16 protein-coding genes are annotated in these 13,779 nt (G+C 62.0%); 7 read left to right on the top strand and 9 right to left on the bottom strand.

The window, feature by feature from the left end; translation table 11 throughout:
• Positions 1 to 5: 5 nt before the first annotated feature.
• From ahpF to A0O30_RS12370, 7 genes are all read right to left on the bottom strand, one after another.
• On the bottom strand, positions 6 to 1,568 hold the full coding sequence (gene ahpF, locus A0O30_RS12400) for an alkyl hydroperoxide reductase subunit F (RefSeq protein ID WP_025753711.1): 1,563 nt from the start codon (positions 1,566 to 1,568) through the stop codon (positions 6 to 8).
• Positions 1,569 to 1,694: 126 nt separating this feature from the next.
• Positions 1,695 to 2,258, bottom strand: coding sequence for an alkyl hydroperoxide reductase subunit C (ahpC, locus tag A0O30_RS12395; protein ID WP_003250537.1), 564 nt, complete (start codon positions 2,256 to 2,258; stop codon positions 1,695 to 1,697).
• Between the two features lie 206 nt (positions 2,259 to 2,464).
• Positions 2,465 to 3,820: a glutathione-disulfide reductase gene (gene gorA, locus A0O30_RS12390; protein WP_105946683.1), complete on the bottom strand. Its 1,356-nt coding sequence runs from the start codon at positions 3,818 to 3,820 to the stop codon at positions 2,465 to 2,467.
• 97 nt (positions 3,821 to 3,917) lie between these two features.
• The gene (gene galU, locus A0O30_RS12385; protein ID WP_105946682.1) at positions 3,918 to 4,757 is read right to left on the bottom strand and encodes a UTP--glucose-1-phosphate uridylyltransferase GalU; all 840 of its coding nucleotides are present in this window, start codon (positions 4,755 to 4,757) and stop codon (positions 3,918 to 3,920) included.
• Between the two features lie 252 nt (positions 4,758 to 5,009).
• The gene (locus tag A0O30_RS12380; RefSeq protein WP_105946681.1) at positions 5,010 to 5,924 is read right to left on the bottom strand and encodes a c-type cytochrome; all 915 of its coding nucleotides are present in this window, start codon (positions 5,922 to 5,924) and stop codon (positions 5,010 to 5,012) included.
• Positions 5,921 to 6,571, bottom strand: coding sequence for a cytochrome c (locus A0O30_RS12375; protein WP_105946680.1), 651 nt, complete (start codon positions 6,569 to 6,571; stop codon positions 5,921 to 5,923). Before A0O30_RS12375 ends, A0O30_RS12380 begins: the two co-directional genes overlap by 4 nt.
• Before the next feature lie 77 nt (positions 6,572 to 6,648).
• Positions 6,649 to 7,008, bottom strand: coding sequence for a hypothetical protein (locus A0O30_RS12370; protein WP_060497618.1), 360 nt, complete (start codon positions 7,006 to 7,008; stop codon positions 6,649 to 6,651).
• A 159-nt stretch (positions 7,009 to 7,167) separates the two neighbouring features.
• Here A0O30_RS12370 and A0O30_RS12365 point away from each other — a divergent pair, with 159 nt between their 5' ends.
• The 7 genes from A0O30_RS12365 to csrA all read left to right on the top strand — a co-directional run bounded on the left by A0O30_RS12365 (position 7,168) and on the right by csrA (position 11,919).
• Complete coding sequence (locus A0O30_RS12365; protein ID WP_003250918.1) at positions 7,168 to 7,470, top strand: DUF1883 domain-containing protein; 303 nt, start codon at positions 7,168 to 7,170, stop codon at positions 7,468 to 7,470.
• A gap of 7 nt (positions 7,471 to 7,477) precedes the next feature.
• On the top strand, positions 7,478 to 7,648 hold the full coding sequence (locus A0O30_RS27850) for a hypothetical protein (protein ID WP_012051910.1): 171 nt from the start codon (positions 7,478 to 7,480) through the stop codon (positions 7,646 to 7,648).
• 51 nt (positions 7,649 to 7,699) lie between these two features.
• A complete protein-coding gene (locus tag A0O30_RS12360) occupies positions 7,700 to 8,776 on the top strand; it encodes a nitronate monooxygenase family protein (RefSeq protein WP_105946679.1) in 1,077 nt (358 codons plus the stop codon).
• A gap of 91 nt (positions 8,777 to 8,867) precedes the next feature.
• Positions 8,868 to 9,626 carry a molybdate ABC transporter substrate-binding protein gene (modA, locus tag A0O30_RS12355; RefSeq protein ID WP_105946678.1) on the top strand — a complete coding sequence of 253 codons (759 nt, stop codon included), beginning with the start codon at positions 8,868 to 8,870 and terminating at the stop codon, positions 9,624 to 9,626.
• Complete coding sequence (gene modB / locus A0O30_RS12350; RefSeq protein WP_016487935.1) at positions 9,626 to 10,306, top strand: molybdate ABC transporter permease subunit; 681 nt, start codon at positions 9,626 to 9,628, stop codon at positions 10,304 to 10,306. Before modA ends, modB begins: the two co-directional genes overlap by 1 nt.
• A 1-nt stretch (position 10,307) precedes the next feature.
• Positions 10,308 to 11,399, top strand: a complete 1,092-nt coding sequence (gene modC / locus A0O30_RS12345; protein ID WP_105946677.1) for a molybdenum ABC transporter ATP-binding protein — start codon at positions 10,308 to 10,310, stop codon at positions 11,397 to 11,399.
• Between the two features lie 322 nt (positions 11,400 to 11,721).
• A complete protein-coding gene (gene csrA / locus A0O30_RS12340) occupies positions 11,722 to 11,919 on the top strand; it encodes a carbon storage regulator CsrA (RefSeq protein WP_004375914.1) in 198 nt (65 codons plus the stop codon).
• 45 nt (positions 11,920 to 11,964) lie between these two features.
• On the opposite strand, the gene A0O30_RS12335 is transcribed toward csrA, so the two are convergent.
• Both A0O30_RS12335 and A0O30_RS12330 read right to left on the bottom strand, forming a co-directional pair.
• Positions 11,965 to 12,318, bottom strand: coding sequence for a response regulator (locus A0O30_RS12335; protein WP_105946676.1), 354 nt, complete (start codon positions 12,316 to 12,318; stop codon positions 11,965 to 11,967).
• Between the two features lie 12 nt (positions 12,319 to 12,330).
• Positions 12,331 to 13,776: an ATPase domain-containing protein gene (locus tag A0O30_RS12330; protein ID WP_105946675.1), complete on the bottom strand. Its 1,446-nt coding sequence runs from the start codon at positions 13,774 to 13,776 to the stop codon at positions 12,331 to 12,333.
• Between the last annotated feature and the right edge of the window lie 3 nt (positions 13,777 to 13,779).

Genomic DNA, 13,779 nt, shown 5'->3' with positions numbered 1-13,779 from the left:
CAGGCTTATGCCGGCGCCGAGGTCCGAATCAGGTGATCGAAGGCTGCCAGCGAAGCCTTGGCCCCCTCGCCTACCGCAATCACGATCTGCTTGTACGGCACGGTGGTCACGTCACCCGCCGCAAACACACCCGGGATGCTGGTCTGGCCCTTGGCATCGACGATGATCTCACCACGCGGCGACAGCTCGACGGTGCCTTTCAGCCAGTCGGTGTTCGGCAGCAGGCCGATCTGCACGAAGATACCTTCCAGCGCCACTTCATGCTGTTCATCGGTGGTGCGGTCCTTGTAGCGCAGGCCGGTCACTTTCTCACCATTGCCCAGCACTTCGGTGGTCAGTGCGCTGGTGATCACTTTCACGTTCGGCAAGCTGTGCAGTTTGCGCTGCAACACCGCATCGGCCCGCAGCTGGCTGTCGAATTCGATCAGCGTCACCTGGGCGACGATACCGGCCAGGTCGATGGCCGCTTCCACGCCCGAGTTGCCACCACCGATCACCGCCACGCGCTTGCCCTTGAACAGCGGGCCGTCACAATGCGGGCAGTAGGCCACGCCACGGGCGCGGTATTCCTGCTCGCCCGGCACATTCATTTCGCGCCAGCGGGCGCCGGTGGCCAGGATCACGGTCTTGGCCTTGAGCGAGGCGCCGCCGGCCAGGCGTACTTCATGCAGACCGCCATCGGTGGCCGGGATCAGTGCTTCGCCGCGCTGCAGGTTCATGATGTCCACGTCGTACTGCTTGACGTGCTCTTCCAGCGCCGTGGCCAACTTCGGCCCTTCGGTTTCCTGCACCGAGATGAAGTTCTCGATGGCCAGGGTATCGAGCACCTGGCCGCCGAAACGCTCGGCGGCGACGCCGGTGCGGATGCCTTTACGTGCGGCGTAGATGGCCGCTGCCGCGCCGGCTGGGCCACCGCCGACCACCAGCACATCAAAGGCGTCCTTGGCGTTGATCTTCTCGGCCTGGCGAGCACCGGCGTTGGTGTCGATCTTGCCGAGGATTTCTTCCAGGCCCATACGGCCCTGGCCAAACACTTCACCGTTCAGGTAGATGCTCGGCACCGCCATGATCTTGCGCGCTTCCACTTCTGCCTGGAACAGCGCACCGTCGATGGCCACATGGCGCACATTAGGGTTGAGCACCGCCATCAGGTTAAGAGCCTGAACCACATCCGGGCAGTTCTGGCACGACAGCGAGAAGTAGGTTTCGAAGGTGAACTCGCCTTCCAGCGCCTGGATCTGCTCGATCACTTCGGCACTGGCCTTGGACGGGTGGCCACCGACTTGCAGCAGCGCCAGCACCAGCGAGGTGAATTCGTGGCCCATGGGGATACCTGCAAAACGCAGGCTGATCTCGCCATTGGGGCGATTGAGCGAGAACGATGGACGACGGGCGTCATCACCATCCGCGCGCAGGGTAATCAAGGTTGACAGGCTGGCAATTTCCACCAGCAAGTCATGCAATTCGCGGGACTTCGCGCCGTCGTCGAGGGAGGCAACGATCTCGATCGGCTGGGTGACCCGCTCCAGGTAGGTTTTCAGTTGCGATTTAAGCGTGGCGTCCAACATACGGGCGATTCCTTTTTTCAAAACTCGGATACAAAAACGCCCAGGCGAGGTCGCCCGGGCGCTTTTACGGGGCGGTGACTACTTCAGCTTTGGCGGCTGGCTACCGCCCACGGCATGCACATGGCCTTAGATCTTGCCGACCAGGTCCAGCGATGGCGCCAGGGTGGCTTCGCCTTCTTTCCACTTGGCCGGGCACACTTCGCCTGGGTGAGCGGCAACGTACTGGGCAGCCTTCACTTTACGCAGCAGTTCGGCAGCATCGCGGCCTACACCACCGTCGTTCAGTTCGACGATCTTGATCTGGCCTTCCGGGTTGATCACGAAGGTACCGCGATCGGCCAGGCCGGCTTCTTCGATCAGCACGTCGAAGTTGCGCGAGATGACGTGGGTCGGGTCACCGATCAGCGGGTACTCGATCTTGCCGATGGTGTCCGAGGTGTCGTGCCAGGCTTTGTGGGTGAAGTGGGTGTCGGTGGACACACCGTAGATTTCCACGCCCAGCTTCTGGAACTCGGCGTAGTTGTCAGCAAGGTCACCCAGCTCGGTCGGGCATACGAAGGTGAAGTCGGCCGGGTAGAAGAACACGACAGACCACTTGCCTTTCAGGTCGGCTTCGCTGACCTGAACGAACTCGCCTTTGTGGTAGGCAGTGGCGTTGAACGGTTTGACCTGGCTGTTGATGATTGGCATGAGAGACGCTCCTTCATGGGGTTGGAATCAGTTGATGGATAGAATCCTAACTAATCATCCCGCAGATGGCTCATTGGCAAAGCTCATGCTTGCGATTGGTTTTGGCTATAACCGGGGTTTATTAATAGAAGGGAATCGGCTGAGCAAAGGATTGCGGGGTGCGTTTGGGCCTCATTGCCGGCAAGCCAGCAATGAGGCCGTTAGCATCAGCGGGTAACGGTGCGCATGGTCACGAACTCTTCAGCCGCCGTCGGGTGCACGCCGATGGTTTCGTCGAACTGCTGCTTGGTCGCGCCGGCCTTCAGGGCCACACCCAGGCCCTGGATGATCTCGCCAGCATCCGGTCCAACCATGTGGCAACCCAGCACCTTGTCGGTGTCAGCATCCACCACCAGCTTCATCAGGGTTTTTTCCTGAATATCGGTAAGCGTCAGCTTCATGGCGCGGAAGCGGCTTTCGAACACCTGCACCTTGTGCCCGGCCTCCAGCGCCTGCTCCTCGGTCAGGCCAACAGTACCAATAGGCGGCTGGCTGAACACCGCAGTCGGGATGTTCTGGTAATCCACCGGGCGGTATTGCTCTGGCTTGAACAAGCGCCGCGCCACCGCCATGCCCTCGGCCAAGGCCACGGGGGTCAGTTGCACTCGGCCGATGACATCGCCAATGGCCAGAATCGACGGCGCGGTTGTCTGGTACTGCTCATCGACACGAATGTAGCCGCGCGGGTCCAGCTCTACCCCGGTGTTTTCCAGGCCCAGGTTGTCCAGCATCGGGCGCCGCCCGGTGGCATAGAACACACAATCTGCCACCAACTCGCGGCCGTCTTTCAGGGTGGCCTTGAGGCTGCCGTCTTCAAGCTTGTCGATGCGCTGGATGTCGGCGTTGAATTGCAGGTCGAGGCCGCGTTTTTCCAGCTCTTCCTTCAGGTGCGTGCGCACCGAGCCATCGAAGCCACGCAGGAACAGGTCGCCACGGTACAGCAGCGTGGTGTCGGCCCCCAGGCCCTGGAAGATGCCAGCGAACTCGACGGCGATGTAACCGCCACCCACCACCAGCACCCGACGAGGGAGGTCCTTGAGGTAGAAGGCTTCGTTGGAAGTGATGGCCAGCTCCTTGCCCGGGATGTCCGGCACCTGTGGCCAGCCACCGGTGGCGATCAGGATATGCTCGGCCGTATAGCGCTGGCCTTCGACTTCCACTTCATTGGCGCCGGTCAGCCGCGCATGGCCCTGCAGCAGTGTCACACCGCTATTGACCAACAGGTTGCGGTAGATGCCGTTGAGGCGCTCGATCTCGCGATTCTTGTTGGCAATCAGCGTACCCCAGTCGAAGTGCCCCTCTTCCAAGGTCCAGCCAAACCCTGCGGCCTGCTCGAGCTCGTCAGCGACATGCGCGCCGTACACCAGTAATTTTTTCGGTACACAGCCAACGTTGACGCAGGTACCACCCAGGTAGCGGCTTTCGGCCACAGCCACCTTTGCGCCAAAGCCGGCTGCAAAGCGCGCCGCGCGCACACCGCCAGAACCGGCGCCAATCACAAACAGATCAAAATCGTAGGCCATGTATTCAGTCTCCTAGGCAGACGCCCAGCATAACGCCGTTGGCCGCCGCAAACAAAAAAGCCACCCCGAAGGGTGGCTCTCGTACCAGCAGGGCTTATCAGTAAGCCTTGCCAGCCTTGTAGAAGTTCTCGAAGCAGAAGTTGGTCGCCTCGATGTAGCCTTCGGCACCACCGCAGTCGAAACGCTTGCCTTTGAACTTGTAGGCGATCACATTGCCTTCAGCCGCTTGCTTCATCAGGGCGTCGGTGATCTGGATCTCACCGCCTTTGCCCGGCTCGGTTTGCTCGATTTTCTCGAAGATATCCGGAGTCAGGATGTAACGGCCGATGATGGCCAGGTTCGATGGGGCATCTTCAGGCTTCGGCTTCTCGACCATGGCGTCGACACGGAAGATGCCTTCCTTGATTTCTTCACCGGCGATGACGCCATACTTGTTGGTTTCCTGCGGATCGACTTCCTGGATGGCGACGATCGAGCAGCGGTACTTCTTGTACAGCGCAACCATCTGCGCCAGCACGCCGTCACCTTCGAGGTTGACGCACAGGTCATCCGCCAGCACCACGGCGAACGGCTCGTCACCGATCAGCGGGCGACCGGTGAGGATGGCGTGGCCCAGGCCTTTCATTTCGGTTTGACGGGTGTACGAGAACGAGCACTCGTCCAGCAGACGGCGGATGCCAACCAGGTATTTTTCCTTGTCGGTGCCCTTGATCTGGTTTTCCAGCTCATAGCTGATGTCGAAGTGGTCTTCCAGGGCGCGCTTGCCGCGACCGGTCACGATGGAGATCTCGTTCAGACCAGCATCCAATGCTTCTTCAACGCCATACTGGATCAGTGGCTTGTTGACCACCGGCAGCATTTCCTTGGGCATGGCTTTGGTAGCGGGCAGGAAGCGAGTGCCGTAGCCGGCTGCCGGGAACAAGCATTTCTTGATCATAAACGTCCTTACAAAAGGCTAGGCCTGTGGAATTCGGCGCAGTCTAATCAGGCGGCAGTCACCTTACAATGCCCCCCGGTATCGACCGATGCCATCATAGAGATATCCCAGTGTAGATAGTTCCGGGGGATCGTAAATATTACGGTCATACATGACGGATGGATGACAGCAAAATGATGTTGCCTGTACCGGCCTTTTCGCGGGTTTATCGAGGTATCGAACCGCCGCGAAGAGGCCGGCACAGGCCCCCCATCAACTGCCCGTGCCCTGCCCGACCAACACCCCGTCAACCTTCTGCCCGTAAAGGTTCACGCCATCATTGGCATGAAACTTCACCCGCGTCTTCTCGATGGAGCCCTCCACCAGACGTGGGTCCTGAGGCCGCTCATGGCGGTTGATCCACGCCGCCACGTCCCAGGCCTGCTGGTCACTGAGGCTGCCCGGTTTGCCCAGCGGCATGTTGTACTTGATGAACGACGCCGCCGTGTTGATACGGTGCATGCCGGCGCCCCAGTTGTAGGAATCCTTGCCCCACAGCGGTGGCATCACGTATTCGCCCGCCACCTTCTGCCCTTCGCCGCTGTCACCGTGGCAAATCGCGCATTGCTCGCGGTACACCTGCTGGCCACGCTTGAAGTCGTAGCCGCCCTTGGGTTGCGGCACCTCAGGGTAGCCACGCCCGGCAATCTCCACGCCGGTGGGTGCCTTGGTCGAAAGCCAGTACGAGTACACGGCCAGCGCCGTCATCTGCGGGCTGTCGGCAGCAGGCGGCTTGCCATTCATGCTGAACTGGAAACACCCTTGGATGCGCTCGGCATAGGTATTCACCTTGTCGTTTTTCTTGCGATACGCCGGATACATCGGGTAGGCGCCCCACATCGGTGCCGAATGGGCTAGCCGCCCCTGATCAAGGTGGCAGTTGCTGCAGTTCATGCCGTTGCCCACGGCCTCTGGCATCAAACGACGGGTGTCGACGAACAAAGCGTGGCCTTCACGCACTGTCTTGCCAAAGGCATTGTCAGGCAACTCGCTTTCGGCGGGCGGCATGAACTGCGGCGCGACCTGCACATCAGGCACCTTCAACTGCGACTGGTCTTCCATGGCGATCGGCGCGGCTTGGGCGCTGCCCATGGCCAGCAGCAACAAGGCTGGAATCATCGGTTTCATGGCTTGACCTCCTGGCTGACGGGGCGGGCGAAGAACTCGGCAACGGCCTTGATCTCGTCATCGGTCATGGCCTTGGCCACGCCGACCATCAGCTGGTTGGGGTCATTGCTGCGGCTACCGTCGCGCCAGGCATTGAGCTGCGCCACCAGGTAGCTGGCGGGCTGGCCGGCCAAGGGCGGGAAGTGTTCGCCGACCCCACCGCCACCGGGGCCATGGCATTGCACGCAGCCGGGAATCTGCCGGCTCCAGTCGCCGTACAGGGCCATGCGAGTGGTAGGGTCATCGGCAATCTGCTGGCGGCGCAGGTCGCCAACGGGGTCTGCCGGCAGGCTGGCCAGGTACAGGCTGACCGCCTTGATTTCATCTTCGCTCAGGGCCTTGGCCAACGGCTCCATCACCGGCTGCTTGCGGCTGCCGTTGCGCCAGTCATGCAATTGCTTGCTGAGGTAACCGGCCGGTAGCCCGGCCAAACGAGGGAAGCCGGCAGCAGCAATACCCTTGCCGTCCGGGCCATGGCAGCCGAGGCAGGCCATGGCGGCGGGGTTGGCCCCACCCTGGTTGAAGATTATCTGGCCATCGGCGGCATGCGCCATCGGCCAGGCCAGGATCAGCAGGCTGCCGATCACGACGCGTCTCAACGGTGTCATCACGAAACTCCTTTTCTTTTGTTATATGTTTAGGCTTAAAACATATAAGCAAAGAGCGGAAGGTCCGTTGCCTCAGATCAATTTCCGGAGATGCACTGGGTGGCTGCGGTACGCACATCGCCCAGGCGCAGGGGGAAGTTGTTCAGCCGCTCGTGCAGCTTGATGCTGCTACCGCTGCCACGCTTGTCGATATCCACAAGCGCCGCCGGCCCGGCACCCGACGTGAGTTTTTGCGGCACGATCAGCCGCAGGCCGTCACCGCGCTGCTCTTCAGTCAGCGGGTCGCGGGTATCGGCCAGCTTCTGCTTGACGCAGTCGGCATATTCACGCGGGCTCTTGCCAGAAATCACATCCAGCGTTTCGCGTGATTGCTCCAGCTCCGTAACGCTCACGCAGCCACCGAGCGTCACCGCTAACGCGGCCACCATCCACTTCATTTGCAACACCTCTGCCTTCAAGAGTTCGGTTCGACCACAGCCGGGCGGTTTTGCTCCCTGCTTTGGCAGAATTATCTGCGCCGGGTGAACAGCGCGGCAGTGTAACGGCACATCGTGGTATCGTTTGCGTTTGCAGATCCAAACCTTGCGGAGCATCACATGAAATTCGTACACCAGCGCGAGCACCTGAACGAGGACGACATCGTCGTCATCGAGTGCTCCCAGCGCTGCAATATCCGCCTGATGAACGACGCCAACTTCCGCAGCTTCAAGAATGGCGGCCGTCACACTTACCACGGCGGCCATTTCGAGAAGTTCCCGGCGAAAATCACCGTACCCAGCACGGGCTTCTGGAACATCACCATCGATACCGTCACCACCCGCCCGATCTCGGTCACCCGCAAGCCGACCCTGACCCACAAGATCAAGATCATCCGCCGTTCGTCGTCGAAACTCAGATAAGGCCCCCATGACCCAGACCATCAAGTACGTCATCAAATACAAGCTCGACGGCCAGCGCCGCTGGGACTTCGCACTCATGCCGGATGCCTCTCAGGAGCAAGCCCTGGAAGCCCTGCGCAAGATCCACGGCGAAGACGCCGAAAAGATCAGCGACATCCAGGTCAGCAAGGCCTTGTAAAACCCGCTTCAAGCCCCTGTAGCGCCGCCCGCCCCGCACATGGAGAACCGCATGAGCCACTGGCCCGACCGCCGAATCCTCGATCTGCTGGGCATCGAGCTGCCCATTCTCCAGGCCCCCATGGCCGGTGCGACAGGCTCGCCCATGGCCATCGCCGTGGGCCTGGCAGGCGGGCTGGGCGCCCTGCCCTGCGCCATGCTTACCGGCGAACAGATACGCGCGGAAATCGCCGCATTCCGCGCCGGTTGCCCGGGCCGCCCGCTGAACCTGAACTTCTTCTGCCACCAGCCACCCGCGCCCGACAGCGCGCGCGATGTACGCTGGAAGCAGGCCCTGGCGCCTTACTACAGTGAAACAGGTGCCGACTTTTCGGCACCCACGCCGGTGTCCAACCGTGCGCCGTTCGATGAGCAAAGCTGCCAACTGGTCGAGCAACTGCGCCCGGAAGTGGTCAGCTTTCACTTCGGCCTGCCGCAAGCTGAACTGCTGCAACGGGTGAAGGCCAGTGGTGCCAAGGTACTGTCCAGCGCCACCACGGTGGAAGAAGCGGTTTGGCTGGAGCGCCACGGTTGTGACGCGGTCATCGCCATGGGGTACGAAGCCGGCGGCCACCGCGGCATGTTCCTTAGCGATGACATCACCAGCCAGATTGGCACCTTCGCCCTGGTGCCGCAGGTAGTGGATGCGGTCAGTGTGCCGGTCATCGCCGCTGGCGGTATCGGTGACCACCGTGGCCTGGTGGCGGCACTGGCGTTGGGCGCTTCGGCTGTGCAGATTGGAACCGCTTACCTGTTCTGCCCCGAGGCCAAGGTTTCGCCGGCTCATCGCAAGGCCCTGGACAGCGCACCTGCCAGCGAGACCGCGTTGACCAACCTGTTTACCGGGCGCCCGGCGCGTGGCATCAACAACCGCATCATGCGTGAGCTGGGCCCGATGAGCGCGCTTGCACCACGCTTCCCGCTGGCGGGTGGGGCATTGATGCCACTGCGGGCGATTACCGAGCCACAGGGCAACAGTGATTTCAGCAACTTGTGGTCGGGGCAGGCGCTGCGGCTGGGGCGGCACATGCCGGCCGGGGCTTTGACCCGGGAGATTGCCGAAAAGGCGCTGGCCGTGGTTTATCGTTAGGCTTCTGCTTCAGCAGGCTGGCCCTCTTCCCGGCAAATGGCCTATCGCTATATAGTTCAGGACATAACGATAACCCCAAGGAGCTGTTTTCATGCGTATCCGCCCGTCCCACCTGGCCTTCACCGCCCTGGCCAGCCTGTTCGCCTTCAACACTGCCTGGGCCGATGAGGTTCAGGTCGCGGTCGCAGCCAACTTCACAGCCCCTATCCAGGCCATTGCCAAAGACTTCGAGAAAGACACCGGCCACAAGCTGGTCGCGGCCTACGGCGCCACCGGGCAGTTCTATGCCCAGATCAAGAACGGCGCACCGTTCGAAGTGTTCCTCGCCGCTGACGACACCACCCCGAAAAAGCTTGAAGACGAAAAAGAAATCGTCCCCGGTTCGCGCTTTACCTACGCCATCGGCACCCTCGCCCTGTGGTCGGCCAAAGAAGGCTACGTAGATGCCAAGGGTGAAGTACTGAAGAAAAACACCTACCAGCACCTGTCGATCGCCAACCCGAAAGCGGCACCCTACGGCCTGGCCGCCACCCAGGTGCTGGACAAGCTGAAGCTCACCGAAGCCACCAAAGGCAAGATCGTCGAAGGCCAGAACATCACCCAGGCCTTCCAGTTCGTCTCCACCGGCAATGCCGAACTGGGCTTCGTCGCCCTGTCGCAGATCTACAAGGACGGCAAGGTGACCAGCGGCTCGGCCTGGATTGTGCCAGCCAACCTGCACGACCCGATCCGCCAGGACGCCGTAATCCTCAACAAAGGCAAGGACAACGCCGCCGCCAAGGCGCTGGTCGAATACCTGAAAGGCCCAAAAGCCGCAGCGGTAATCAAGTCCTACGGCTATGAACTCTGATGCCACTGGATGCCAGTGACCTGGGGGCAATCTGGCTGACCGTTAAACTGGCCAGCCTGACCACCCTGATCCTGCTGGTTATCGGCACACCCATCGCCTGGTGGCTGGCGCGCACGCGCTCATGGCTGCGCGGGCCGGTGGGTGCGGTGGTGGCACTGCCGCTGGTGCTGCCACCGACGGTGATCGGCTTTTACCTGCTGATCGCCCTCGGCCCGCACGGCTGGCTCGGTCAGGCTACCCAGGCGCTTGGCCTGGGCAGCGTGGTGTTCAGCTTCACGGGCCTGGTGATCGGTTCGACGGTGTATTCCATGCCGTTCGTGGTGCAGCCGTTGCAAAATGCCTTTGGTGCGATCGGCCAGCGTCCACTGGAAGTCGCTGCCACCCTGCGCGCCAGCCCGTGGGACACCTTCGTGCATGTGGTGCTGCCACTGGCCCGGCCTGGCTTCGTCACCGCCAGCATTCTTGGCTTTGCCCACACCGTGGGCGAGTTTGGCGTGGTGCTGATGATTGGTGGCAACATCCCCGACAAGACCCGCGTGGTTTCGGTGCAGATCTTCGATCACGTCGAGGCCATGGAGTATTCGCAAGCCCACTGGCTGGCCGGTGCCATGCTGGTGTTCTCTTTCTTGGTGCTGCTCCTGCTGTACGCCGGACGCCGCGGCAAAGCTGGCTGGAGCTGAAATGACCGCATCGATTGTGGCGCGCCTGAACCTGGCGCGCGACGACTTTACCCTGGACGTCGACCTGCACCTTCCGGGGCGCGGCATCAGCGCGCTGTTCGGCCACTCGGGCTCTGGCAAGACCAGCTGCCTGCGCTGCCTGGCCGGGCTGGAACGGGCCGCCAGCGCCTACATCGAGGTTAACGGCGAAGTCTGGGAGGACAGCGCCCGCGGTTACTTTCAGGCACCGCACCTGCGCCCGGTTGGCTATGTGTTCCAGGAGGCCAGTCTGTTCCCGCACTTGTCAGTGCGCGGCAACCTTGAGTTCGGCTGGCGCCGGGTGGCCGCTGCCGAACGCAAGGTCAGCCTCGACCAGGCCTGCCAGCTACTGGGTATCGGCCACCTGCTGGATCGCCGCCCCGCTACCTTGTCGGGCGGCGAAGCGCAGCGGGTGGGCATTGCCCGCGCCCTGCTCAGCAGCCCGCGCCTGCTGTTGATGGACGAGCCCCTGGCGGCCCTGGACGGGCCGCGCAAGCGCGAGATCCTGCCTTACCTGGAGCGCCTGCACGACGAACTGGACATTCCACTGGTGTATGTCAGCCACGCCCAGGATGAAGTGGCACGCCTGGCCGACCATCTGGTGCTGCTGGAGCAAGGCCAGGCGGTGGCCAGCGGCCCGATCGGCGAAACCCTGGCACGCCTGGACCTGTCATTGGCCCAGGGCGAGGATGCCGGCGTCGTCTTCGAAGGCATGGTGGTGGGGCATGACCCGCACTACGACCTGCTCGACCTGCGTCTGCCCGGCAGCGGCGCGCCGCTGTTGCGCATCGCCCACCCGGCACATGTGATGGGCAGTACCCTGCGGGTAAAGGTGCAGGCCCGGGACGTCAGCCTGGCGCTGACGGCTGACAGCACATCGAGCATTCTCAACCGCCTGCCGGTGCGTGTGCGCGAAAGCCGCCCGGCCGATAACCCGGCCCATGTGCTGGTGAGCCTGGATGCCGGCGGCAATGCCTTGCTCGCCCGCATCACCCGCTTCTCGGCAGACCAGCTCGGCCTGCACACGGGCCAGGCGCTGTTTGCCCAGATCAAGTCGGTGGCCCTGTTGGGCTGAGAAACTGGCCTCCAAGAAGTGGCGTTGCTGGTATTTCTGCAGGCACTTGAGGAACAGGATGACCATTAAGCCTGTCTATTCACCTCATGATGCGAAGAAATTTCCCATTGGCCGCCAAGCCCCCTATTCTTGCCACCGAGCACCTTGACCGACAAACCGCTGACGGTTTGCTTCGGCACCTGCAACTGAAGACTCGCAACAGAATTTGTCTGTCGGGGAATTACTATCCGCCGAAAGCGTCTTTAATGAGAAGGAAGAGGGACCCGCTCCCGCCGCCACGGCAATTAGCCCGGCGGTCTTTTACATCACCAAGGAGAACTACATGCTGATACTCACCCGCAAGGTTGGCGAAAGCATCGTCATCAACGATGACATCAAAGTCACCATTCTGGGCGTCAAAGGGATGCAGGTGAGGATCGGGATCGATGCACCGAAAGATGTTCAGGTTCATCGCGAAGAAATCTTCAAGCGCATCCAGGCCGGCAGCCCAGCCCCGGAAAAGCACGACGACTCGCACTGAGCGACCTGCCTCAAGCCGCACGGACGCGCTTGATCGCCCCACGCCTCAGGTGCCGAGCAGTTCGTGCACCTTGGCGATCATACAGTCCATGTCGAACGGTTTGTCGAACACGGCGGCGAACAGTTCCGGGCATCCCTGGTTGGCCTGCGCGCCGCTCATGAGGATGACCGGCAACTCGCTCAAGGCCGGGTCTTCACGCATCGAGCGCACCAGCTCTTCACCGTTTAGCAGCGGCATCATGTAATCGGTGATGACCAGCTGAACACGCTTCTCCTTGAGCGCTTCCAGCGCCTTGCAGCCGTTGCTCGCCTTTTCCACCAGGTAGCCTTCGTCCTCCAGGGCAAAACCGAGGATATCGGCAATCAGGTACTCGTCATCGACGATCAGGATGGTGTTCATGGGCCTGCTCCGTCACCCGCCCCCTTGCGGCACCGGCGTTCCCGAGAGCACGCCACAGGCGCCTTCGAACGCCTTGCGTAGGGTAATGCCTTGCGGCCCGATCAACAGCTCGTGCAAAGCAGGGTCATGGTGACTGTCACGCACCTTGAGGATCGACAGCATGCGCCGCAGCTGCGAATCCAGCTCGACGAAGCGCATCAGCATCAGGTTGTCGACGATGCTCGACAGGTCCGGGGCCGGGGCGCTGATTTCCGAGCCGAAGATATCGCGCATTTCCCAGGTCAGCATCACGCTCACATCACGCGCGCGAAGTTCACCGGTCAAGGCGCGGAAAAATGCATTGAGACGCGCCGGGTCGACAGCCAGTCGGCTGAACGCCCCGAGGCTGTCAATCAGCACGCGCTTGCTGCCCTGCGCCTCGACACGTTCGAGCAGACGCGCCCCGACCTGGTCCAGCAAGCCTTCGGTGGTCGGTTGCCAGCACAGCTGCAGGCTGCCGGCCTGCTCCATCGCTGCAAAGTCGTAACCCAGTGATGCAGCCTTGCTACGCAGGCGTTCGGGTGTTTCGTAGAAGCCGAAATGCAGCCCCGGCGCTTGCGCAGTACTGGTCCCCAGAAAGGCCAGCCCCAAGGATGTCTTGCCAATACCCGAAGGCCCGATCAGCAAGCTGACCGACCCCGTGGACAGGCCACCGTCGAGCATCTCATCCAGGCTTGGCACGCCGCTGCTGATGCGTACAGGGATGGCGCTGCCCATCTGGCTGGGGTGGCTGAACAACGCCTCAAGGCGAGGGTAGACATGCATGCCGCTTTCATCGATAAGGCACTCATGGCGCCCCGACAACGCCCCGCTGCCGCGCGTCTTTCGCAGCTGGATATGGCGCACGGCGCGGCTGCCCACCAGTTGCTCACCCAACTCGATCACGCCATCGACCATGGTGTGCTCCGGGCTGCCCTCGTCCAGCCGTGCGCTGGTGAGCAGCAGCACCGTGCAGCCGGCGAAGGCCGCATGACCCTGCAGCTCGGAGACGAACTTCTTGGTATCCAGCGCAGTTTCCGCGCGCACCCGGGCATTCAGTACACCGTCGACGATCAGCAAGCTGGCCTGCTGCCGGGCAATTTCCTGGCGCAGCAGCCGCACAACGGCATCCAGCCCTTCCTGCTCAAGGGTATCGAAGGCACTGACGAACTGGATCTGGTCGCCGACCAGCGCAGGCTCGAAGAAGTCCAGCGTGCCCAGGTACTGGAACAGCCGCTCATGCGACTCGCTCAGCAAGGTGGCCACCAGCACCCGGCCACCGCCGCGTACATGGCCGCAGGCCAGCTGGTTGGCGAGAATGGTCTTGCCCGCGCCCGGCGGGCCCTGAATGATGTAGGAGGCACCGGCTACCAAGCCACCCTTGAGCAAGGCATCGAGCCCTTCGATACCCGTCACCAGCCGCCTGAGTGCCTGCGCCATGAT

The organism is Pseudomonas sp. LLC-1, assembly GCF_002992185.1.
In the GTDB taxonomy this organism is placed as follows: domain Bacteria; phylum Pseudomonadota; class Gammaproteobacteria; order Pseudomonadales; family Pseudomonadaceae; genus Aquipseudomonas; species Aquipseudomonas monteilii.
Note: the sequence above shows the minus strand (reverse complement) of the source record. Positions and strands in the feature narration are given on the sequence as shown.